12 protein-coding genes are annotated in these 21,842 nt (G+C 44.0%); 8 read left to right on the top strand and 4 right to left on the bottom strand.

Annotated elements, in window-relative coordinates:
- Positions 1–3 precede the first annotated feature (3 nt).
- Both BN1209_RS06205 and BN1209_RS09255 read right to left on the bottom strand, forming a co-directional pair.
- Positions 4–615, bottom strand: a complete 612-nt coding sequence (locus BN1209_RS06205) for a lytic transglycosylase domain-containing protein (protein ID WP_231855124.1) — start codon at positions 613–615, stop codon at positions 4–6.
- A 119-nt stretch (positions 616–734) separates the two neighbouring features.
- A complete protein-coding gene (locus tag BN1209_RS09255; RefSeq protein ID WP_269446871.1) occupies positions 735–863 on the bottom strand; it encodes a hypothetical protein in 129 nt (42 codons plus the stop codon).
- Between BN1209_RS09255 and BN1209_RS06200 the strand changes: the two genes are divergently transcribed.
- Both BN1209_RS06200 and epsA read left to right on the top strand, forming a co-directional pair.
- Positions 829–1,245 carry a type II toxin-antitoxin system PemK/MazF family toxin gene (locus BN1209_RS06200; RefSeq protein WP_045751410.1) on the top strand — a complete coding sequence of 139 codons (417 nt, stop codon included), beginning with the start codon at positions 829–831 and terminating at the stop codon, positions 1,243–1,245. The two genes, BN1209_RS09255 and BN1209_RS06200, sit on opposite strands and share 35 nt — an antisense overlap.
- Positions 1,246–1,491: 246 nt before the next feature.
- Entirely contained in the window at positions 1,492–2,319 is an 828-nt protein-coding gene (gene epsA, locus BN1209_RS06195) for an XrtB/PEP-CTERM-associated transcriptional regulator EpsA (RefSeq protein ID WP_045751409.1), read from the top strand.
- 84 nt (positions 2,320–2,403) lie between these two features.
- Here the strand turns inward: epsA and BN1209_RS08915 are convergent, their stop codons facing one another.
- Both BN1209_RS08915 and BN1209_RS06185 read right to left on the bottom strand, forming a co-directional pair.
- The gene (locus BN1209_RS08915; RefSeq protein WP_052661114.1) at positions 2,404–4,410 is read right to left on the bottom strand and encodes a tetratricopeptide repeat protein; all 2,007 of its coding nucleotides are present in this window, start codon (positions 4,408–4,410) and stop codon (positions 2,404–2,406) included.
- A gap of 79 nt (positions 4,411–4,489) precedes the next feature.
- Positions 4,490–5,233 (bottom strand): DsbC family protein, encoded by a 744-nt coding sequence (locus BN1209_RS06185; protein WP_045751408.1) that lies wholly within the window; start codon positions 5,231–5,233, stop codon positions 4,490–4,492.
- 505 nt (positions 5,234–5,738) lie between these two features.
- Here BN1209_RS06185 and BN1209_RS06180 point away from each other — a divergent pair.
- The 6 genes from BN1209_RS06180 (at position 5,739) to BN1209_RS06160 (ending at position 21,808) form a co-directional block, all read left to right on the top strand.
- Positions 5,739–6,542, top strand: a complete 804-nt coding sequence (locus BN1209_RS06180) for a PEP-CTERM sorting domain-containing protein (RefSeq protein ID WP_045751407.1) — start codon at positions 5,739–5,741, stop codon at positions 6,540–6,542.
- A gap of 29 nt (positions 6,543–6,571) precedes the next feature.
- The gene (locus BN1209_RS06175; RefSeq protein WP_045751406.1) at positions 6,572–8,008 is read left to right on the top strand and encodes a hypothetical protein; all 1,437 of its coding nucleotides are present in this window, start codon (positions 6,572–6,574) and stop codon (positions 8,006–8,008) included.
- A 178-nt stretch (positions 8,009–8,186) separates the two neighbouring features.
- Positions 8,187–9,755 carry a ShlB/FhaC/HecB family hemolysin secretion/activation protein gene (locus BN1209_RS06170; protein ID WP_045751405.1) on the top strand — a complete coding sequence of 523 codons (1,569 nt, stop codon included), beginning with the start codon at positions 8,187–8,189 and terminating at the stop codon, positions 9,753–9,755.
- Positions 9,756–9,890: 135 nt separating this feature from the next.
- Positions 9,891–13,772 (top strand): two-partner secretion domain-containing protein, encoded by a 3,882-nt coding sequence (locus tag BN1209_RS08910; protein WP_082048414.1) that lies wholly within the window; start codon positions 9,891–9,893, stop codon positions 13,770–13,772.
- Positions 13,726–19,911: a filamentous haemagglutinin family protein gene (locus BN1209_RS08905; RefSeq protein WP_052661112.1), complete on the top strand. Its 6,186-nt coding sequence runs from the start codon at positions 13,726–13,728 to the stop codon at positions 19,909–19,911. Before BN1209_RS08910 ends, BN1209_RS08905 begins: the two co-directional genes overlap by 47 nt.
- A gap of 226 nt (positions 19,912–20,137) precedes the next feature.
- A complete protein-coding gene (locus BN1209_RS06160; RefSeq protein WP_045751404.1) occupies positions 20,138–21,808 on the top strand; it encodes a DUF2341 domain-containing protein in 1,671 nt (556 codons plus the stop codon).
- Positions 21,809–21,842: the final 34 nt, after the last annotated feature.

Raw genomic sequence — 21,842 nt, 5'->3', positions numbered from 1 at the left:
GATCTAACCAGCACGCAATTGTCTATACACACTCAATACTTTAGGCACATACAAACGTGTTTCCATAAATGGTGGAATCTTCATGTGGTGCTTACTCACTGACTTAGGGCCCGCATTGTAAGCGGCTAACATTAGCGTCAGGTTGCCGTTAAATAAGGTATGCAACTCGCGCAAGTATTGTGCCCCAGCCAACACATTTTGTGCGGGGTCGTAAGGATTGGTCACATTAAAGCGCCTTGCCGTGCTGGGCATTAATTGCATCAAGCCTTTTGCGCCACGCCGTGATACAGCCCTGGCGTTGTAATTTGACTCTACTCGGATGACTGCATGAATTAAAGCAGGATCAATAGCGGTTTGAGCAGATGCGCTAGCTACCGCATCGCTAATTTGTTGTCGTGACCAACTATCATTACCCTCATTACTGTGAGGATTCCTCGCGATGTTATGTTCAGTGTTGCTTAGCGAGCGTATTTCATTTTCAATCAGCAGCTCATAGCGAACACGCTGATTTGTCTGTTCTGAATCACTGAGTATATTGGTCAGCACAATCTGCTCACTTGTATCTTGCTGAATATAAATATCAGCCTGTGCGATTGGTGGCGCTAAAAATGGCATGAGCGTCGCCATCATCAAAAAGGCACTAATCGATTCTTTAATTGATTTTATAGCTTGCTGATATGTAATTTTCATAAGAAGTTAACATAGCTGATTAAAATGACAGGCGGATGACATGGCTACGAGAGATATGTTTTTTCAATCAGCGCGTAAACCACGCCGTTGTACGGACGAATAATCTGCTTTAGCACATATTTGCTGTGCTTAATACCAATGCGATATTGTTCAGTCCCAACAAATGATGACATTGTTTGGTGTTTATTTCCCGACTTATTAGGAGCACGAGGTCCCAAGCCAAGGCCCGCATTGGTTATTGAAGTTGGTGTTGATGGGAACAATAAGACCGTTGTCACTGTTGTGTATGGAGCAACCAAAAAGCTCAATCGATTGTATCCATCAGAATTTAAGATTCAAAAAACAGATGGGGCAAGTTTTAATATATCTAGCTTAGCCGCCGCTACTAAACTTGACTGCAATCATCAAGTCAATTTGGCTTACTGCACGACTTGGTTTGTTACAGCGCCTCGGCAGTTATACGTCAATCAGCCAAAACTTGGGGTGCTTGCACCCAATTTAGTTGCTCGTGCCAAGCAGGCTTTTGATTGCAGTCGCAAATTGAGAATGTCCTAATATGCGCCCAAAACAGACTAGAGAAACTCAGTTCTCTGGAGAATATTCCGTTCGTGGTGCGCGTGTCGAAACATGAACAACATAACACCCCATAACACCCCATAACACCCCATAACACCCCATAACACCCCATAAGAACTAGCCCTGTCACCTCAAAAGTGAAATTTTTCTGCAATAAAATCATCATGCTTAGGTCATATTAAATTTGTATATTCTTGTAATAATTTTTAAATTTGTCAAAAATTCATGGCTAATGTTCAACCAGCTTTAACTGAAGAAGAATCCGTACTGCTATTGGATGTTTTTGAAGAGTCGCTTCGAGTGTATAAGCGCGAGCAGTTTTTCTCATGGTTGCAAGGTTCATTACAATCCTTGATTCCTCATGAAGTATTGATTTGCGGCGTCAGTCTAAAAAGTCAATCCCAGCTCCATTTTGAAAGTTTTGTGAGCACCCGTTATGTGAATGACCAGCATGTAAGGCTTGTCACGGGTTACGAGGATGGTATCGTTAATCGTGTCATTGATGCTTGGAAAAAAGATCTTCGACCAATACTAGTTTCCCACACCCTTGATGAGGTCGACCATGGCCCTTATCGGGTGCCGTTTGTGGAGAGCGAAGAAGTACTAAAACAATTGGAACTTAGGAATATCGCTGCCCATGGCCTCTCCAATAAAGAAGGCGATGTGATCACCTTTTTTAGTTTCTCTCGAATAGCCGGCGAGCCCAATCCTAGACATGCTTATATTTTACAATTGCTGGTACCGCAAATGCATCATGCATTTTTGAGGGTGATGAACGATAGACGTAAGTCTGCGAATAAACCTGTCGAGATTGAACAACGATCAGAATTGATAGAAAAAACGTTTCAAACCGAAAAGCAACTAATATCACCACGTGAAATTGAGGTGTTGCGTTGGGTTTTTAAAGGAAAAACCAACCCGGAAATTGGAGAAATCCTTTATGTGAGTATCAATACGGTTAAAAACCATGTGCATAATGCGATTTCTAAACTAGGGGTTGAGAATAGAGCACAGGCTGCAACCTTGGCGCATAAAATGAACTTGCTTAAATAGCGATATTTGAGCAATATCGGCTTTTAGCTACTTTTTCTTAGTGATAAATTGATGACATATTCCTCTATTTAAGCCCAGCTAAACTTAATCATCCGTTTGTTCAAAATCATGTAACGCTAACCTTACTTGATGGATCACACTTTTCCAGTCGTCAATTTCTGGTTGCCTAAACAAGGTTGCAGTTGGGTACCATGGGCTATCGCTTCTATCTAGCATCCAGCGGTAATCAGGTGCAAACGGTAATAAAATAAACACTTTCTTACCCAAGACACCGGCCAGATGCGCCACCGAAGTATCCACTGAAATGACTAAATCCATATTTTCAATTAGTGCGGCAGTATCAGAAAAATCATTCAGCGCATCTTGATGTTGATGTATTTGCTTTAAGGCATTTAATGTATCTAAATCATTGGGTCTGATTTCTTTTTGTAAGCTATGAAACTCAAAAGGAAGATCCAGGAGCGGTGTTAATTGCTTTAGCAGCAAGCTACGATTGTGGTCATTTTTGTGTGTGGTAGAACCTGACCATACAAGGCCTATTTTTAGTGGTGATTTAAGCCCTAATTTATCCCGCCATTCTTTGGTTTTATTTTTTTCTGCAAATACATATGGAATTTCTGCAGGGATACTAGATACATTCGTCTTAAAAGCGTGCGGCAAGCTCATCATTGGGCAATGTAAATCAAACTCTGGAATCGCATCACCTTGCTTAATCAGTGTCACTTCGTTTTTTAGCGTGGATAACAATGAAATAATCGCTTCAGGTGCTTCTAAGATAATTTGCTTAGGCGCAAGTCCTTCAACCATGGCGATGTAGCGACAGAATTGTATGGCATCCCCAAGCCCCTGTTCTACATGGATCAGAATGATTTTATCCTTTATGGCTGTGTCACCTAGCCATAAAGATTGTGAAAAGTTTCTCAAGGCTAAATCGCCTCCTTTCCAGCGCCACTCATAAAGTGCCCAGCCTTCTTCATATTCACCTAATAAGAGTTTAAGCAGGGCTTTATTAAAGTAAGCGTCAGCAAATTCAGGGTCAATGTTAATCGCTTTATCATAATTGGCCATTGCCTGTTTGGCACTAGTTGAATTGATTGGCTTGAGGTCTTTTATTGTATTTCCGCGATGTATCAGTGCTGGAATATAGTGGGGATTAATGCTGAGTGCTTTGTCTAAATCAGCCATGGCTTTATCGTATTGGCGGCGTTCTAGATATGCTCTGCCACGGTTCGAATAAGCCTCAAAGAATTGAGGCTTTAAGTTAATCGCTTTATTGAAGTCAACAATAGCTTGGTCTAAATTGCTTAGCGCCAAGTAAACATTGCCGCGATTGCAGTACGCTTCAGCATAATTGGGATTTAGCTTAATCGCCTGCGCATGGCTAGCGATCGCGATATCGTAAAATTTAGCTTTGCGCAGTGCATTCCCACGATTGGAGTAGGCCTCAAAATAATTGGGGTTAAGGCGAATAGCTTGGTCATAACTCGCAACCGCAGTTTCGAACTGTTTCAATTCCTGAAGAACGTTACCTTGATTGGAATAAGCTTCAGCAAAATGAGGATTTAAGCGAATGGCCTTTTCATAACTCGCTATTGCCTCCTGATATTGTTTGAGTGATTGAAGCGCATTCCCACGATTGGAATAAGCCTCAAAATAATCAGGATTTAGATCAATGGCCTGGTTGTAACTGTCGATGGCGGCCTGCAATTGATTTGTGGCCTGAAGGGCATCTCCCCGATTAGAGTACGCACTCGCAAAGTCAGGGGTGAGGCGAATGGCTTCGTCATAACATGAGATTGCTGACTTAAACTGATTGAGCGCTTGAAAGGCGATCCCAAGGTTGTAATGTATTAAGCCATAATCAGGATGCAACTTGATTGCTTTAGATAATAACGACAATGCTTGCTCATAATGCTTAGTCTCTAAAGCAATCGCGCCGGCAAGCTGCAATGCATCAAAATGCATAGGTTGCCGATTGAGAATCTGCTGGTAAATCACCTGCGCATCTTTTAAATAGCCTTGTTGATGAAAAGCGTAGCCTTTCATCAGCATTTCATTCAATGGTTCGGATGTTGCGGCTTTGTTTCTCAACGTTGCGAGTCCTTATTTTTATTACGATCACTTAGGTGTAGGGATTAACCAGACTCACTAAATTGATGTTGCCAGATGATTATTGATGCGCCTTTATCGCCGCCACCAATTCTTGAGGGTTTTGGGTTTGATGGCCGTTCTTTAAGTAAATAGAAGGCGTGCCTGAAACACCTATTTCAACAGCAAGCTTTTCATTTGCAGAGAGTGGATTGTCACAGTTTGCCTTTTCTGGCGCTGTGCCTTTCACCATAAAATTAGTCCATGCTTCCGCTTTATCTTTAGCGCACCAGATGGATTCAGATTTTGTCGCCGCATCGGGGTGCAAGGTTTTTAATGGAAGCAAAAAGATATAGGCGGTGTAATTGCTTATGCCAGCTTTTGCTAAGCCACTTTCTAACGACTTGCAATAAGGACAATCTGGATCACTAAATACTGCGAACTTGTAAGCACCAGAACCCTTTTTTATTTCAATCGCATTTTGTAGAGGGAGCTCGCTAAATTTAATGGTCGTCAGTTGTTTTAAGCTTTCTTCAGTTAGATTCTTCTTGCTCGTCGTGTCCATCATCGCACCATTAACGATCACGTAAGAAAAGTTTTTATCCGTATAAATCAAATTGCCCTGGACAAATACTTCATATAAACCAGCAATCGGCGAAGGTTTCACGCTCCTCGCTTTAACTGGAGGCGTTCTGCTTTCAAGCGTTGATTGGATCGTTGCAATATCCTCTTGTACGCCAGCGTGTGCCAGCAAGCTGACGCTTGCGAATAAAATGGCTAATGCGCGCTGAATAATATGACGGCAGAAACAGTTGTTTGTCACCATGGCGACTCCTTATATATATAAAAGATGTTGTGTATGGCAAAAGCACGTTGCTAAAGGCCATGATTGTTATGATGGATCATCTTATTGATGGATTGCAATCATACGTATTTTTAATGACGCAAATGTGACATCGCTGGTTTTTGCACATCACACCATTTACTGGCCTCAGTTCATCATTGGCTTAAGAATGGGCTTGGATTTGAGCGGTTTTATTGAATCATTATCAGGTAAAAGAAAATTATTTTTTATAGTCCGAAAGCACTAGGCGTTGATAAAACTATTGCAATACTTCATGTTTATAGTGCAAAGAATGAACAAAAAAAGTTTTTTGTATTAATTTTTTGGTTCATGTTTGATTGAATATTTTAGTAGCTAAGTTCGTGCATATAGTCCGAAAGCACTATATGAGCATCATAAAAATTTAACAGTAGCGCCTTAAAGTCTACTTCGCGTAAATTTTAAGTGATGTTTTGTTTTTTTAAGTAGTATTCTTAAAGGAAATTTTATGAAATTCAAATTTAAAGCTTTAGTAGCTTCTCTAGCGTTGGTTGCTGCTGTTCCAGCCAGTGCTGCAATCGCAACATCAGCTAGCGGTAATTCAAGTTTAATCTTGTCATTGTTTGATTCAACAGGTGCTGTTTCTGCAACATTCGATCTAGGTTTCACCAAGGAATCTTTCGTTCAAACTGCTGATGCTTCTTGGAATCTTTCAACAAATGTTGATCAGTCAGCAGCATGGAACTCTTTCACAGCTGCTGCAAACATGGGTACTGCTCAATACGCTGTGTTTGCTGGTGATGCATTGGGTTCAGGTGCTGGTGCGCAGTCATTGTTCACTACTGGTGCTGGTGTGATGGCTCGTATTTCAAATTCAACATTAACTACTGCATTGTCATCATTTGACGTTTACATCAATGCAAACAATGGTGCTGCATCACACAATGCCGTTGCTGATGGCGGTAGCTTTAATAATGCAAGTAACGGCAATGCTTACGTTGGTGTTTCATCTGCCTACGGTGGTAATGCAGGTAAAGTTGGAGCCTTTGGTTCAGATGCAAACGGTTTAGTTGGTACAAACTTAAATGTTTGGAATTTAACAAGTGTTGCTGGCAATGGCTTGCAACTAGTTACAGCAACACAATTGAACAATGCTGGTTTTAATCCATATTTCAACTTATCAGCTGATGGTGTTTTGTCTTATGTGGCTTCAGCACCAGTAGCAGCTGTTCCGGAAGCGGATACAACTGCAATGATGTTAGCTGGTATTGGATTAATGGGCTTTATTGCTCGCCGTCGTAAATCAGTTTAATTATTTATTACAATATCTAAGGACATAAAATGAAATTAACTAAATTAGCATTAGCTGTTGCAGCAACTTTGGTTGCTGGTCAAGCATTTGCGGCGCCAGTAACGCAAGCAAACGTAGTGTCTGCACGTACTGCAGGTACATTACAAGAAGTTTGGTTGTCAGGTGCTTCAGCACCAACATTCAACGTATTTGACAGCTTTGCACGTGGTTGTGATGCAAACTCAGTCAGTATTTTCACTAGCAACACAGCAGCGGGTAAGCCAGGTGGTCTTGGTGATTTTAATGCTTACGCTTGTACACGCGCTGGTGCAGTAACAGTTTTATACCATACAGTATCCGGTGGTTCTTTCAACGCTTATGCTCCGCATATGCCAGCTTCACTTGGTACAGCTCCAGATGGTTCAGCATTCCCAGCAGTTTTGCAACGCGTTAAAAACGTTGGTACAGCAACATGTAGTGGCTCTGGTGTTTACACACCAACAAATAACCCTTCATACTTAACTGGTGGCGCGACTACGATTCCTGTGTCATTCAATTGTAATCGCGGTACTGCAGCTGCTTTGGCTGACTCAGCACCAGCGTTACCACAAGGTGGTTTCTCAGATGTTGAAGCAAAATTGTGGGGTTATGACGTCAGCGCTTACGGTACTGAATCTGCAACAAACGTACAACAAGCTTTTGGTATTGTTGTAACAACAAAACTTTACCGCGCGCTTCAAGTGGCGCAAGGTATTTATGCATCAACAGCAGCAGCGGATTCTGCAGATGCATCATTCAGCCCAACGAATGCACCTAATATTACTTCTGCACAATATGCAGCGATCGTGCAAAATGGTGGTGGCTACCAAACTGATTGGGCTCCAATCTTAGGTGCTGCTGGTACTGGTAAAAATGTTAACTTGGTGCGTCGTACTGGTACATCAGGTACACAAGCTTCATCAAATGCATTCTTCTTGAATAACCCATGTGCATCAGGTGCTCCAGCAGGTCAGACTTCTCCAGCTACTGTTGCTCAAGCATCAGATACATTTACAGTGACTGAGCAGTCTGGCACTTCAGGTGTTCGAACAGCTTTGACAACAATTAATAGCCATGCAACACAAAACTTTGGCCTAGGTGTTGTTTCACTAGAAAATCTACCGGCTGCAGCTTACAAATATGTCAAGATTGATGGCGTTCACCCTGAGGCTGGCGATACAACAACTGCACGCGCTACGATGGTTAACGGTAGCTACAAATTTGTAATGGAAATGAACACGTTCGTTCCGGCATCAGCTCAAGGTACTTATGCAGAAACATTAATTGGCGAGATTGCAACTGGTTTAGGTAATCCAGCAACTTGTACTGATGTAGGTCGCGGTATGGCGTTGTCTCCAATGGGTGGTTCAGCATGTGAAGTTGGTACTTTTGTTGCTAAAGGTACTAAGTTCGGTAACAACTGCGCACCTATGCAATTGTACTACTAAGAAATAGTTTTAGCAGGCTTTTATAGCTGTTTTGTAAATGTAAACGCACCCTTGCTTGCAAGGGTGCGTTTACTCATATTGAGATGTCATTTTAATGTAACGTAAGGTAACTAAAATTAGCCTGAATGTTAAGTACTATCCATCAAGCAGTCATTTTTAGTGCTGCTGGCAATAAACAATGAAGATTGAGAAAAATCAGGTGCGAATTTTATTATTAATTCCGATGTTGATACTGAGCTTAGCTGCATATGCAGAAGCTGAAAAAAATGTATTCGACATTATGGAATACCGAATTCAAGGCAATACGGTGTTGTCGACTGACAATATCGAGCAAGCCGTTTATCCTTTTCTTGGTGAAGCCAAAAGTGTAGACGACGTAGAGTTAGCGCGCGGGGCGTTAGAAAAAACCTTTCATGACGCAGGCTTTTTGACGGTGCTCGTGAATATTCCTGAACAAGATGTTGGTTCGGGCGTGGTAAAGCTTGAGGTAGTAGAAGGCAAAGTGGCAAAATTACGCGTGCTTGGCGCTCATTATTATGCGCTAGGCGCTATTAAGCATAAGGTGCCAGACTTTGCCGAAGGCACTATTCCTAACTTCACCCAAATTCAAAAACAAATGGCTGCTGTCAATGGGAGCGCTGATCGAAGTGTAACGCCCATTTTGCGTCCATCCAAAACGCCAGGCAAGGTGGAAGTGGATCTTAAAGTGCAAGATAGCTTGCCTTTTCATAACGGCATTGAGCTTAATAACCGCTATTCCAATAACACCACCGAAACCCGCTTGAGCGGCTATATGCGTTATGACAATCTATGGCAAGCAGGCCATAGTTTAAACATGAGCTTTCAGGTGACGCCGGAAGATTTAAACGAAACTAAAGTGGTTTCAGGCACTTATATGATTCCTTATGCTGGGGATTATTGGGTGATGTATGGCGTAGTTTCAAAAAGTAACATCAGTGCAGTGGGCGACTACAAAGTGATCGGTAACGGTAATATCGTCGGCATGCGCTATATCCATCCTTTGCCAGCGCTAAAAACTTACTATCACAGCCTCACCTTGGGTGTTGACTATAAAGACTTTAAAGAAACAGTGGGTGTGCTGGGCTCGGATAGTTTTAATACGCCTATCGCATACACGCCTTTTAATATGGGCTACGATGCCACGCTTAAAGGCGAAGATAGCACCACGCAATTGAATACTGGCGTGACTTTTTCAGTGCGTGGCTTGGGTAACGATGAACAAGAGTTTGCCAATAAGCGCTATTTAGCGCAGTCAGATTTTGCTTATATTCGTGCTGGGCTTAAGCACACTCAAAACATATACAAAGGCTGGCAGGTGTATGCCAACGTCAATGGTCAATTGTCAAACCAGCCGCTTATTTCAAGTGAGCAATTTGTGGCAGGGGGCTTAGACACGGTAAGGGGCTATTTGGAATCTTCAGCATTTGGCGACCAGGGGATTAATACCTCTTTTGAGCTGCGCACGCCGCCACTTGCTAAATATGTCTCCGGCAAAATTGCCGATATGCATGGCCTTGCATTCTATGATGCTGCGCATTTAAGCGTGAACGACCCGCTCCCCAAACAAACCGATACTTTTAATTTAGCTTCTTACGGCCTTGGTTTGCGTCTTAAAGGCTGGCATAAAATGTTTGCCCAGGTTGAGCTTGCAAAGGCTTTACGGAGTGCCGGCCCAGTGGTTGAAGGTGACACAAGGTTGCATTTCCGTGTCGGCTACGATTGGTAAATGGGCTGGCAAGCTATCGCTAGATGTATTGTTAGCTAGCTGAATTTGGGTTCTGTAAATTGAGATTTTACAATTTTAGATTCTAAAATTAGATTCTTTAAGTGCATTTGATGGTATGTGTCTAAAAGGTGTTTCATGAATAAAAACGTATTTAGATTAGTGTATAGCAAGCATCTGGGCATGTTCGTTCCAGCGGCAGAAACGGCCTCAGGCCATGCTGGCAAGGCTTCTTCCAGCGCTGCCCGTAGCCGCAGACGGTTGTTGGCTGTCATGATGGCCAGCAGTCTTGCTTTATCCGCTAGTTTAAGTATGGCTGACGCTTTGGATGGGTTGATGCCAACTGGGGGCTTAGTGCCAGCAGGGAACCCAGCCTCTTGGGAAGGTGCCACTTACGTAAAAAATGGTGCAGTCATGGATATTAATCAAAATATCCCTAAGGCCATTTTGAATTGGGAAAAACTCAATTTATCCAATGGCGAAACGCTGAACTTCAATCAAGCAAGCGCATCATGGTCTGCCCTCAATCGCATTCATAGTATTGATCCAAGCAGTATTGCTGGTAATGTCAATGCGCTCGGCCATGTGTATTTTATTAATAGCAATGGCATTATTTTTGGCAATGGTGCACAAATTAATGTCGGATCGCTCACCGCAAGCTCGCTTAATCTTACCGATACATTATTTAAAAACGGGGTCATCTCTGATCCTAAAAACCCATCATTTTCAGGCACCACAGGATTTGTGCAAGTAGATGCAGGCGCAAATCTGAATGCAAGTGCGGGTGGTCGCATTATGCTGCTGGCGCCCAATGTCCGTAATGATGGCATCATCCACACCCCTGAAGGCCAAACCATCTTGGCGGCAGGACAAAAAGTATATCTTTCCGGCAGTACTGACCCTGCAGGCCTGTTGGTTGAGGTAGATACTGGTGGCACTGCGACCAATTTGGGTGACATCGTCTCGAAATTGGGTAATGTCACGATGGTTGGCTTAGCGGTCAACCAGCAAGGTAGAATCTCAGCGTCCACGTCGGTGCGGGCTAATGGTTCTGTTAAGTTGTTAGCGCGCGATACTGTGACTGTCCCACAAAATCAAGCTGTCGCTAGTCGTGGTGGTGTGCTGACTTTAGCCAATAATAGCGTCACTAAGATTGATGTAGAAGTGGCAGATAAAGAAGAAATTCTCACATCTCAATTGACCGATACTTCAGGAAATAAGGTGTTAGGATCATCGAAGGTGGAGTTGAGTGGTGGGGTCATTAATATTAATGGCAGTATTGTCGCGAATGGTGGAGATGTAAGTGCCATTGCCAAATTCAATCCTAGTTTATCAACAGATCTAAAAAACTCTGCTGCAGACGCTGTTTCTGCAACCCGTGTTTATCTTGGCAGTGATGCTTCTATTGATGTCTCGGGTTTAGATGCTACTGCACCTATGTCAAGAAATCAGTTGGAGATTCAGCTCTATTCTGAGCAGTTAAAAGACACGCCTTTATTGCGCGGTACTGATTTTTTGGGTAAGACGATTTATGTGGATGCTCGCAAGGGCACAGACTTAATTGCTGCCGATGCGCTTGAGGCCGCCAAAGCGATTAAAGGCGTTACCATTGCTGAAGTGATGTCAAAAGCAGGTACTGTAAAATTTGAGAATAGTCTAGGCGATGTGATCCTAGCAAAGGGCTCGAATGTGGATGTTTCTGGCGGAACTGTGACTTATGAGTCAGGCTTTGTACGCGAGAGTCAAATACTCTATAAAGGCAATAATATTGCCATTTCTGCGGCAGATAAAAATACGCCCTATGAAGGGTTTGCGGATATTTATTCGGTAACCGACCAAAAGTGGGGGGTCACCAGAAGCTGGGATCTTGGCAATAAATATGGTCAATTCTATCAGGCTTACGCCAATGGTAGGGATGCAGGGGCTGTCAATATTGTCGCCACAAATGCGCTATTAGCCGCTGATTTAAGAGGCTTTCAAAAAGAGGGTTATTACCAGCGTGATGGTCAAGTGCTGGGAGGAAGCTTTATTTTTACGCTCAATCCAGCTGCAGGGGATTCGCCCAGCTTTAGATTTGTGACTGACAATAACAATATCCTGTCGAGTAATTTTTCAGTTGTAGGTGAGCTCGATACTGCCTCTCAAAAATTTGGGCTGGGAAGCTCGCTCACACCTGGTGTCATTCAAGTTGAGACAACCATGTTTTCAACAGATAAAACCGCATCTGCAGGTGGATTTAGTCGGTTCAGTTTAAATGCTTTGGCGGGAAATATTGCCGTAGATGCGCCTATTCAACTCTCACCCAAAGGCAGTGTTGAGCTACAGACTATGGGGCAGATTAACGTCAATGCGAGTATTACTTCGCCTGGCGGTATGATAGCAATCAAAGGGGGCGATACAAGTTTAGGTGACAATGTAAACATAAGTACCTCTGGTATTTATACTAACGACACAGTGGGCATTGCTGGTGCCACTCTAAATAATGTTGTGACAGATGCTGGCACGATTACGATTGCACAAAATGATATTAATAATAGAGGACTCTCTATCGGACAAGGTGTCCGCATTGAGGCGAACGCTGGCGCTTGGTTAAACAGTAGTAAGCTATTGAATGGTGGTAAAGGCGGAAGCATTACGCTTACTGGGGTTGCTAGTCTTGGCGATACAATCACTTCGGCCTATGGTTTTAGCAAGGGAGGAAGTCTTGCTTTAACTGCCTATCGAAATATTCAAGTGGGTGGTCAATCTCCAGCGGCTCTGGACATCGCGAACACATTATGGTTGCCTGAAAGCTTTTTTGGTCAGGGTGGTTTTAGTCAATACAACATTAAGACCAGTTATTTAGATTCCTCTATTTTGATTGGTGATTTTGCAGGTACAAGGACAACGATTCTCCCGCAAACACAAACGCTACTGACAAATGCGGGCTATCGGTCTTTATTAAGTGGCGCTGATATGAGCATTGTGGCGAGTCCAATATTGCCAGCGAGTTATCTCCGAAAACCTGCATCCATCACTTTTAATTCATTTGGTAAGTTAACGCTTCAAGAGAATGCTACCGTGAAGTTAGATGCGCCTAATTCAGGTGCTGGCGGAAGTATTGGTCTGCAATCAAATGAGCAAATGACCCTCTTGGGTAGCCTCATTACACCAGCAGGCGTTATTAGCGCTGATTTGCTAAGTACAATGAGTCAATATCCTGAATATGATGATAAATTGAGCATTTTTGTAGGTTCTCAGGCTCTGTTAAGCGCAAAAGGACATTATGCCGTGACGCCAAGTAATAATGGCCTCATTAAAGCAGCAGTATCAGAAGCTGGAAGTATTAGCTTAAATGGTGGTGACCGAGCGGTGGTTGTGCTTAAAGAAGGGAGCCTGCTTGATGTAAGCGGTGTGTCAGGGGAAGTGGATGAAGCCCTTCAGGCTGGATATGCCAGAAAAATACTGAATGGTTCGGCCGGCAGTATTAGCATCGCTGGGCGTAATGGCATGGTGCTTGATGGTGATATGAAAGCATCAGCTTCAGCTTCTGGCGCAGATGGATCTTTAAGTATAACTTTCGCAGGCAGTGATGATTCAACGGGTGTTTATCCCAACGGCGCTCGTATATTTGAGCTAACGCCAAGCAAGGTTGTTCGTGGTTTAAATATTGACGTTAACAGCACATTAACTGCATTTAATGGTTCTGGCGTTATCTCCTCTGGCCTTATTTCCGCACAGCAGATTGCTGATGCCGGTTTTGGAAAACTGACCTTAGATGTTGATCGAAGTGGGCAGGGTGACAAGATTTTAATTGCTAATACATTAAATTTGAAGTTACAAAACTCGCTTATCCTCAAAACTAGCTTGCTTGAAGTAGCTAATAACGTCACTGCTAATTTAAGTGCAGATTATATTGCAGTGGGTGGTGCATCTTCAGTAAGGCCTTCATCAGGGGGGGGGGGAGTTACAACTCAATGGGCAGTGGATAGATTTGATTGGCGATGTGGCTTTCGCAGGGGTGAGTGCAACAAAACTTAATGCCCAGCTGGATATTCGTGGTCGTGGTTTAAAAGCGGCTACAGAAGCTTCACTATTAACAAATGGGGCCTTAACCTTGACTGGGCGTCAAATATATCCAGTCACTAATGGTAAGTTTCGTTTTGAGACGATCGGGATTGATAGCAGTATAGAAATTAAGTCGAGTGGTATTAGGGCAACCGAAATCCCTTTATCAGCTTCAGGGCTGCTGACATTGAAGGCCGACAATATTATTCAAGGCGGGTCTTTGCGTGCGCCACTTGGGCAGATTGTGTTAGATGCCAATAAAAAGCTGATTTTTGATGCGGGAAGTTTGACCTCTGTGTCTGCTGAAGGGCAAATGATTCCTTACGGTTTAACCCGCCTCGGAGGTCTAGACATCACCGAGCCAACGCAACAAGCGGTTGCAAATGAAAATGATGTTGCGCTAAAAAAAATAACAGCAAAGCAAGTCAGTATTTCAGCACCTGCCGTCGAGATGAATGTTGGCGCAACTATTGATATTTCTGGCGGTGGCGACACGCTAGCGTATGAATGGATTCAGGGCATAGGCGGCTCAAGCGATATCTTGGCTAAGGCAGGTACTTTTGCAGTGCTGCCCAATATTAAAAAGGGCGAATACGCACCATTTGATTACAACTATACCCAGCCCAGTATAGGTATTAATGCTGGCGATAGCATTCATATTGCTGGCGTGAAGGGTTTAGCCGATGGCGACTACGCTTTATTGCCAGCACGTTATGCCTTATTGCCTGGTGCTTATATGGTGCAAACTTCCACTAAAGCGATCACGCAGGCAACCAGTGCACTTCAAGTCGATGGTTCAACATTGGTATCTACTTATAAATCAAATGGTGGGTACACTGATACCAATTACAATGCTTTTAAGATAACAGATGCGAGTATTTTCAATACACCTAAAGGCAGCGTTTCTAAAGCGATATCAGAGTATAGGCTCACCTATGGGAACCAATTTTTTAGCAAATTAGCTCAAGATTCAGGCCTTGCTATTCCTAGAATTTCCTCTGACGCAGGCCAGTTAGTGATTGCTGCATCCAATAACCTGGTGCTAGACGCTTCCGTTTTAACGAATAAAGCGGAGACCTCCCGAGGCGGTGTGGTGGACATTACTTCTAACTCTATTAAAGTGGTTGGTACAAAAGGCGCTGATGTGTCAGGTATTCTCCAGCTGACGGCCGCATCATTAAATAATTTAAACGCCGAAAGTTTGTTATTAGGCGGTACGCGCACAGCAAAAGATGATGGATCAACCCAAATTACTGCTGGGGCAAGTAACTTGGAGTTCGCAAACAACAACGAAAATAAATTGTTGGTGAAAGAGCTCATTGCTGCCTCTACTGACACACTTACGGTAGCAGCTGGGGCAAGTATTAGCACGGCTTCAGCAAGTGAATCGACAGGTAGTAGTAAACTAGAAACGACTGGTACAGGGGCTTTACTTGCAGTTTCATCATCAAATGATTTGGAGCTGGAGCGCACTGGCAACACTGCAACTGGTGATCTAAGCATTGCGGCGGACTCTAATATATCGGCGAGTCGCTCTATGGTGCTGGACTCTAGAGATACAGCAAACTTGGCTGGCACAGTCACTGTATCAAATGCAGGTTCAATATCACTGGGTGCTGGTCGTATTCTTCTTGGAGACAGTGGCAATGACATAGGGTTAAAAATCAGCAATGATTTGCTATCCAGTTTTGGGCAGCTTGCTAAGGTGACACTGAACAGCTATGAGAATATAGATATTTATGGTGCAGTTGACCTTGGAAACAAGGCGCTTGATCTTACTTTGAATGCTGGTGCTATCGCCGGACACATGGCTCTGAATCAAACCGCGAAACTCAGTGCTAATAACTTCGTCCTTAAAAACTCACTGGGCGCAGTTGCCGAGTCGTTAAATTCTATCTTAGCTGGCCAGCTTGAAATTAATGCTAATAACATTCAGCTTGTTGGGGGTGTTGCTAACACTAGTACGGCTGTCACGGGCTTTGACGCAGTCCAATTAAATGCAGCCAAAGAGATCACGGTTGCTGGGCTCGGCACCACTAATATTAACGCAACGACCACCAGCCTCAAAAGCTCTCGTATCTCTGCTGCTTCTGCTGCTGATTTTACTATTGCCGCAACAGGTGCGATGACGACTGTATTACCAACTACACAGGCGGCTTTGGTGGATGCAAGTGGCTTAGGTGCCAAGTTAACAATGACAGCATCGACGCTAACGCTAGGCGGTAAAGTTGACTTACCTAGCGGTCGGTTGATCGCAAAAGCCAGCGCAGGCGATCTCACGGTCAGCGCTACTGGACAATTAAAAGCAACGTCAGTCCCCGTTAAGTTTGATAAATACACTGAGTACACGCCTGCTGGCAAGATTACTCTGCAGACAGATTTAGGTAATGTTGTTGTTGAGTCTGGTGGCTTGGTGGATGTCTCTGGTAAACAAGCTTTGGGTGAGGTTGGTGGCGATGCTGGCAGTATCAATATCATATCTAAACATTCGGCAACGGTTAATGGCAGTCTTAAAGGGCTTGCATCTGCTGGCAATAAAGCAGGTGATTTTGTGCTTGATGCGAATGCTTTGACTTTGCCAAACTTTACTTCACTCAATACAGCCCTCAATACGGGTGGTTTTACGAACTTGCGAGACCTGAGAGTGCGTACTGGAGATATCACCATTGCTGCCGGAGATACGGTCACCGCTAAGCATGTCATCTTAAGCGCAGATGCTGGCAAGATTGATGTGTTAGGTACTGTGGATGCAAGCGGTAGTAATGGTGGCAAGATTGAGATGTATGCTAGCGATAATTTGACCTTAAAAACAGGATCAAAATTGCTCGCTAAAGGGACTGGGGAGGCATTGGTTGCCGGGGATAGTTTTGTTGGCGCAGGCGGTAAGGTTTTACTTTCTTCCTTATCTCAAGCTAGTACTTCAGCCATTTCTGCGGAAAGTGTTGCACTCATCGATGTGAGTGGAGATCAGCAAGGCGCAACTCTTGGTGAAAAAGGCAGTGTGATAATGCGTGCCTACCGTGGTACTTCTGGTACCGCTAATACTGTGAATGTTGACACAACCGCAACTGCTACTGTTAAAGGTGCTGAGAACGTAAGACTTGAAGGCGTGAGAGTTTATACAAGCACTAGTTTTAACACGACCACACCGAATATTGTGACAGACACAAATGCTTTCTATACAGCTAATCCTGGTGCGGGTATTTATACAACTCAAGATGGGGCGAATGTCACCATATTGCCAAATATAGAGGTGAGGAGCAGTGCAACATCAGCTCTAGTAGATTTAACCGTTGGAGCTACAGCGACTGATTTGAATATGCGAGCTTTTGGTGTTTTACAAGTTGGCAAAGGCGGTACATTGACCTTGAGATCGAATAATAATCTCAACATTAACGGCACATTGAGCGATGGATTTAATGGCGTAGCAACGAATTCAGTATTGCAGACAGGGAATACCTTTAACTTTAACCTAGTTGCTGGTGCAGATTTGTCATCTGCGAATCAGTTGAGCACGATGAAAAGTGCCGATGCGACAAAGGGTAACTTTAACCTAGCAAATACCAAATTAATTAGAACTGGGACAGGTGAAATTAATATTGCTGCAGGTGGTAATTTGACAATGGGCAATGACAGTTCAGTAATTTATACCGTAGGCAAAGCTGCTGATACTTTTGCTGGGTTTTCTAATCCATCAACCACAACTGCTGCAAGCTACTTGACCAAGGGGGGTGATATTAACATTAATGTACAAGGCGACATTACTGGAAAAATTGCTTCAGGAAGTAGCCAGCAACTGATTAGCCAATGGCTATTCCGTCAAGGCGGTGGTACTGGGAATAAAAATGTGAGCTGGTGGCTGCGACCAGACCTATTTAAGCAGGGCGTCGCCGCATTGGGTGGTGGGGATGTCACTGTAAATGCGGGCGGCAATATCACCAACTTTTCTGCTTCGGTGCCTACAACCGCTCGATTTAGTGGAACGGGTGATTTGAGCTTTAATGGCGGGGGAGGTTTATTTGTAAAAGCTGGTGGGAGTATTGCGAGCGGCATTTACTTTGCTGGTAAAGGAAATATTGATTTATTCGCTGACGGAAAAATCACCTCAGCGACCAGTAATTTTGGAACTACATTAGCCTTACAAGATGCGAGTGCTAAAGTTTCTGCGGTGAAAGGCGTAGCTATTGAGACAATTTTTAATCCTACGATGTGGGCTCAGTCTAGTGTTAATGCGTCTAATGGACTTAGTGTGGATGGAAGTAATTCGTTTTTCATGACCTATGGCCCAAGTAGCACTGTTGATGTCAGTTCGATATATGGCGACGTTACTCTGGGGCTAACGGCAACAGCCAATATCACTAGTAAAACATCTACTGGACTACCTAACTTTTCTAAGGCTCCGACTGCTTTAGAGGTTCTGCCGGGGGATGTGCAGGCCGTTTCATTTGCAGGCAATATTGGGCTGGGAAGATTAGTTTTATCCCCCGCCCCAAATGGGAATCTTAATTTGCTTGCTTCTGGGAGTGTTAGCACCATTGGTACTAGCCTAATTGGCATGTCGGATGCCGATGTTAATATTCTTCCAAGTGTGCTGAACCCTATTTCTGACGCTTCTAAGATTCCTGCAGCAGTTAATTACTTAAGAGATGGTCATGCGGCAAGTGCAGTACATTTAAGCGATAGTGCCTCATTGGTAGTGGTCGCTAAAAATGGCTCGATAAGCATGCCTGGCGCATCTGGAAGCTTTGGTTTGTCCTCAGCTAAAGCACTAGACATTTTTGCTGGTAAAGATGTATCAATTAATGCAAGTATTCAACATAACGCTAGCCAAGACCTTTCGGTGATTCAAGCGGGCCGTGATGTGGTGATGCCAACAACTCAGGGATCAAAAATTCAAGTAGCTGGTCCTGGCGAAATTTTCATTGAAGCAGGTCGCAATGTAAGCTTAGGTGCAAGCCAAGGTATCTCGGCGGTCGCGAATACTTTAAATCCTGCATTACCAATTCAAGGGGCTTCGTTGACTGTGCTTGCAGGTGCGGGTGCTTTGGGGTCTTCTGTTGCTGACTATATTGAGAGCTATATTAATCCTAATGGCTCTGGTCCTAGCACATTGCAAAACAACCCTACTTTATTGGCTGCATACAAAAGTGATACTAAAAAAGCAGTCGCGAGTTATATACGCAATATGACAGGTGACGCTTCATTGTCTGAAGATGCCGCAATGACACAATATTTGGCGATTGATCTTGATAGGCAAGCAATTTTTGCCTATCGACATTTTTCATCTGAACTGCTCGCATCGGGTAAAGGTTATGCTGAAAGCCAAAACCACGATAGGGGTGATAAAGCGATTGCTAGTTTGTTCCCTTCCGATCGTAACTACAAAGGGGATTTGTCGCTTTATAACAGCCAGATTCGTACTAGTCGAGATGGCAGTGTGGATATTCTGACGCCGGGTGGCTTTATTAATGCGGGTGTTCCAACATCCTCAGGCAACAATATTGGTATTGTGACCGAGCGTGGTGGGGCGATTAGAGCCTTTGCAGAAACTGGTTTCCAAGTGGAGCAATCAAAAATTATTACCCAGTACGGCAGCGATATTACGGTGTGGGTAAATAACGGCGATATTGATGCTGGTCGTGGATCTAAAACAGCGCTTTCAGTGCCGCAGCGAGTTGTGAGTACAAATGCTGATGGTAAAACGACTATTGAGGCAAAAGGCGCAGCAGCGGGTAGTGGTATTCGCGCACAAACCTATGATCCTGATGGTCCGACTGGCGTGCAAATAGCCCCACCTTTAGGCAGCGTTGCATTGATTGCGCCACGCGGCATTCTCAATGCCAGTGAGGCGGGGATTGCTGCAGGTAACTTCCTGGCAGTGGCAACGCAAGTGTTAGGTGCAAATAACATTTCTGTTTCGGGTACTTCAAGCGGAGTGCCTGTGGCAAGTACTGGCAGTGTGGCTGGGGCAATGACGGGTGTTTCTAATGCGGCGGCCGATGCAACTAAGTCGATTGCAAGTGATATTTCGCGCCAAGCAACGACCAATAGCACTGTCAAAACGCCTATGCCATCCTTAATTTCTGTTGAGGTGATTGGTTTGGGTGACTAAGTCGTTAATGACAATCAGGGCTGAGCCTTGCCAAGGGGATATTTTTTAGCGCTGTATTTATAGCGCTAATTTTTTGAGTTGTTTAATTAACTAGATTAGTTAATCGGTAGATTCAAAAATAGAGCGCTAACAGCGGATGTATTAAAAGTCTAATTAACTAGCCCTATTTCATCTTACCGTAACATTTAATCCCTATATTTCGTATTCTGTTTTAGGAGAGCTTTAAGTGATAAAAAAATTATGTGTGTTAGCCACGTGCTTGATTCTTCCTTTGTTAGCGCAAGCTGCTTGGAACAGTGATTGGGCAAATCAAAAAAAGATTAGCATTAATGCCGTAGGTGTGACCCCTGCTCAAGTACAGTTTCCTGTGGTGGTCCGTTTGCACTCAGGCAACTTTGATTTTAGCGCTGCGAATGTGGATGGCTCTGATCTGCGGTTTATTGCGGCAGATGACAAAACGGAACTGAAATTTCATATTGAAAAATACGACTCGGTAAATGAGTTGGCCGTCATTTGGGTGCAGTTACCAAAGGTTGACGCGGCAGATAAAGAGGCACATTTCTGGGTCTATTCAGGCAACGAAAAAGCCACAGTAAGCGCAGATGCTAAATCCACTTGGGATGCAACGACGGTTGCAGCCTTTCACTTTGCAGAAAAAGCACTCCTACAAGATAGCTCAGCGAGCGCACTAGTTGCGGCAGGTGAAGTCACCGTTCAAAAATCGGCATTACTTGGTGAGGCGGCAGTATTTAACGGCAAACCTTTAACCATTGCGGCTATTCCAGCGCTGAAAGGCGCAGCGGCTTACACATGGTCAGCTTGGATTAAGCCTGCCAACATTACGCAAGCAGCAACATTAGTGAGCTTAGGTGATGTCTTAAGTCTAAAAACAGATGGTCAACAATTAAGCTTAAATGCGGGCGCAGCTAAGGTGGCTGGCGGTGAACTTAAAGCGGCGACATGGCAACATGTAGCGCTCACCGTGGATGGCACCAAAGCAAATCTTTATATCAACGGTATCTCAGTGGCGACAGGCGATGTGCTAGCGGCAGATGCATCAAGCAATATCAAAGTGGGTGATGCTTTTACTGGCGAAATTGATGAAATGCAAATGGCTAATGTGGCACGAAGCGCTGAATGGTTAAAGCTAAGCGCCAGTGCACAAGGCATGGATAGTCAACTGTTAAAAATTGAAGCGGGTGACGATGAAGAGGGTGGTGATGGTGAGCCAAACTACATCGCTATTCTGATTAGTAGCTTAACCATCGACGCGAAAGTGGTGATTGCTATCTTGGCGGTGATGTTCGGGATTAGTACTTGGGTGATGGTTAAAAAAGCCAAATTGGTTTCAATTACCGATAAAGACAATGCCCTATTCCTAGAGCGCTTTCAAAATGCAGGCAATGATTTGCTTTCATTAGACAAGGGCGCTAACTATGAAAACTCAACGCTTTACCGACTTTATACGGCTGGGTTGCGTGAGATTCGTAAGCGTGAGCAAGCAGGTGAAAAGTTGGCGCTGAGTGGTGCTTCGATGGATGCGATTAAAGCGGCAATTGATGCTGACTTAGTGCGCGAAACCCAAAAACAAAATGCGGGCATGGTGCTGCTCACCATCGCGATTTCAGGGGGTCCTTTCTTGGGTCTGCTTGGTACCGTGGTGGGCGTGATGATTACTTTTGCGGCGATTGCAGCGGCGGGTGATGTGAACGTTAACGCGATTGCGCCAGGTATTGCGGCGGCGTTGTTAGCAACGGTGGCGGGTTTGGCAGTGGCGATTCCAGCGCTGTTTGGTTACAACTATTTAGCTAGCCGTATTAAAAACATTACCATCGCCATGCAGATTTTTGTGGATGAGTTTGTGACGCGGACTGCTGAGTTGTACGGCAAGCAATAATGACTGATTTTTTAGCAAGCATGTCAGTGAGCAT

Origin of the sequence: Candidatus Methylopumilus turicensis, from assembly GCF_000953015.1 — a bacterium.
Lineage (GTDB): Bacteria > Pseudomonadota > Gammaproteobacteria > Burkholderiales > Methylophilaceae > Methylopumilus_A > Methylopumilus_A turicensis.
Note: the sequence above shows the minus strand (reverse complement) of the source record. Positions and strands in the feature narration are given on the sequence as shown.

Coding starts and splice junctions, on each gene's coding strand:
- BN1209_RS06205 (WP_231855124.1), bottom strand. CDS start 615: ATGCCATTTTTAGCGCCACCAATCGCACAGGCTGATATTTATATTCAG.
- BN1209_RS06200 (WP_045751410.1), top strand. CDS start 829: ATGCGATATTGTTCAGTCCCAACAAATGATGACATTGTTTGGTGTTTA.
- BN1209_RS09255 (WP_269446871.1), bottom strand. CDS start 863: ATGTCATCATTTGTTGGGACTGAACAATATCGCATTGGTATTAAGCAC.
- epsA (WP_045751409.1), top strand. CDS start 1,492: ATGGCTAATGTTCAACCAGCTTTAACTGAAGAAGAATCCGTACTGCTA.
- BN1209_RS06185 (WP_045751408.1), bottom strand. CDS start 5,233: ATGGTGACAAACAACTGTTTCTGCCGTCATATTATTCAGCGCGCATTA.
- BN1209_RS06180 (WP_045751407.1), top strand. CDS start 5,739: ATGAAATTCAAATTTAAAGCTTTAGTAGCTTCTCTAGCGTTGGTTGCT.
- BN1209_RS06175 (WP_045751406.1), top strand. CDS start 6,572: ATGAAATTAACTAAATTAGCATTAGCTGTTGCAGCAACTTTGGTTGCT.
- BN1209_RS06170 (WP_045751405.1), top strand. CDS start 8,187: ATGAAGATTGAGAAAAATCAGGTGCGAATTTTATTATTAATTCCGATG.
- BN1209_RS08910 (WP_082048414.1), top strand. CDS start 9,891: ATGAATAAAAACGTATTTAGATTAGTGTATAGCAAGCATCTGGGCATG.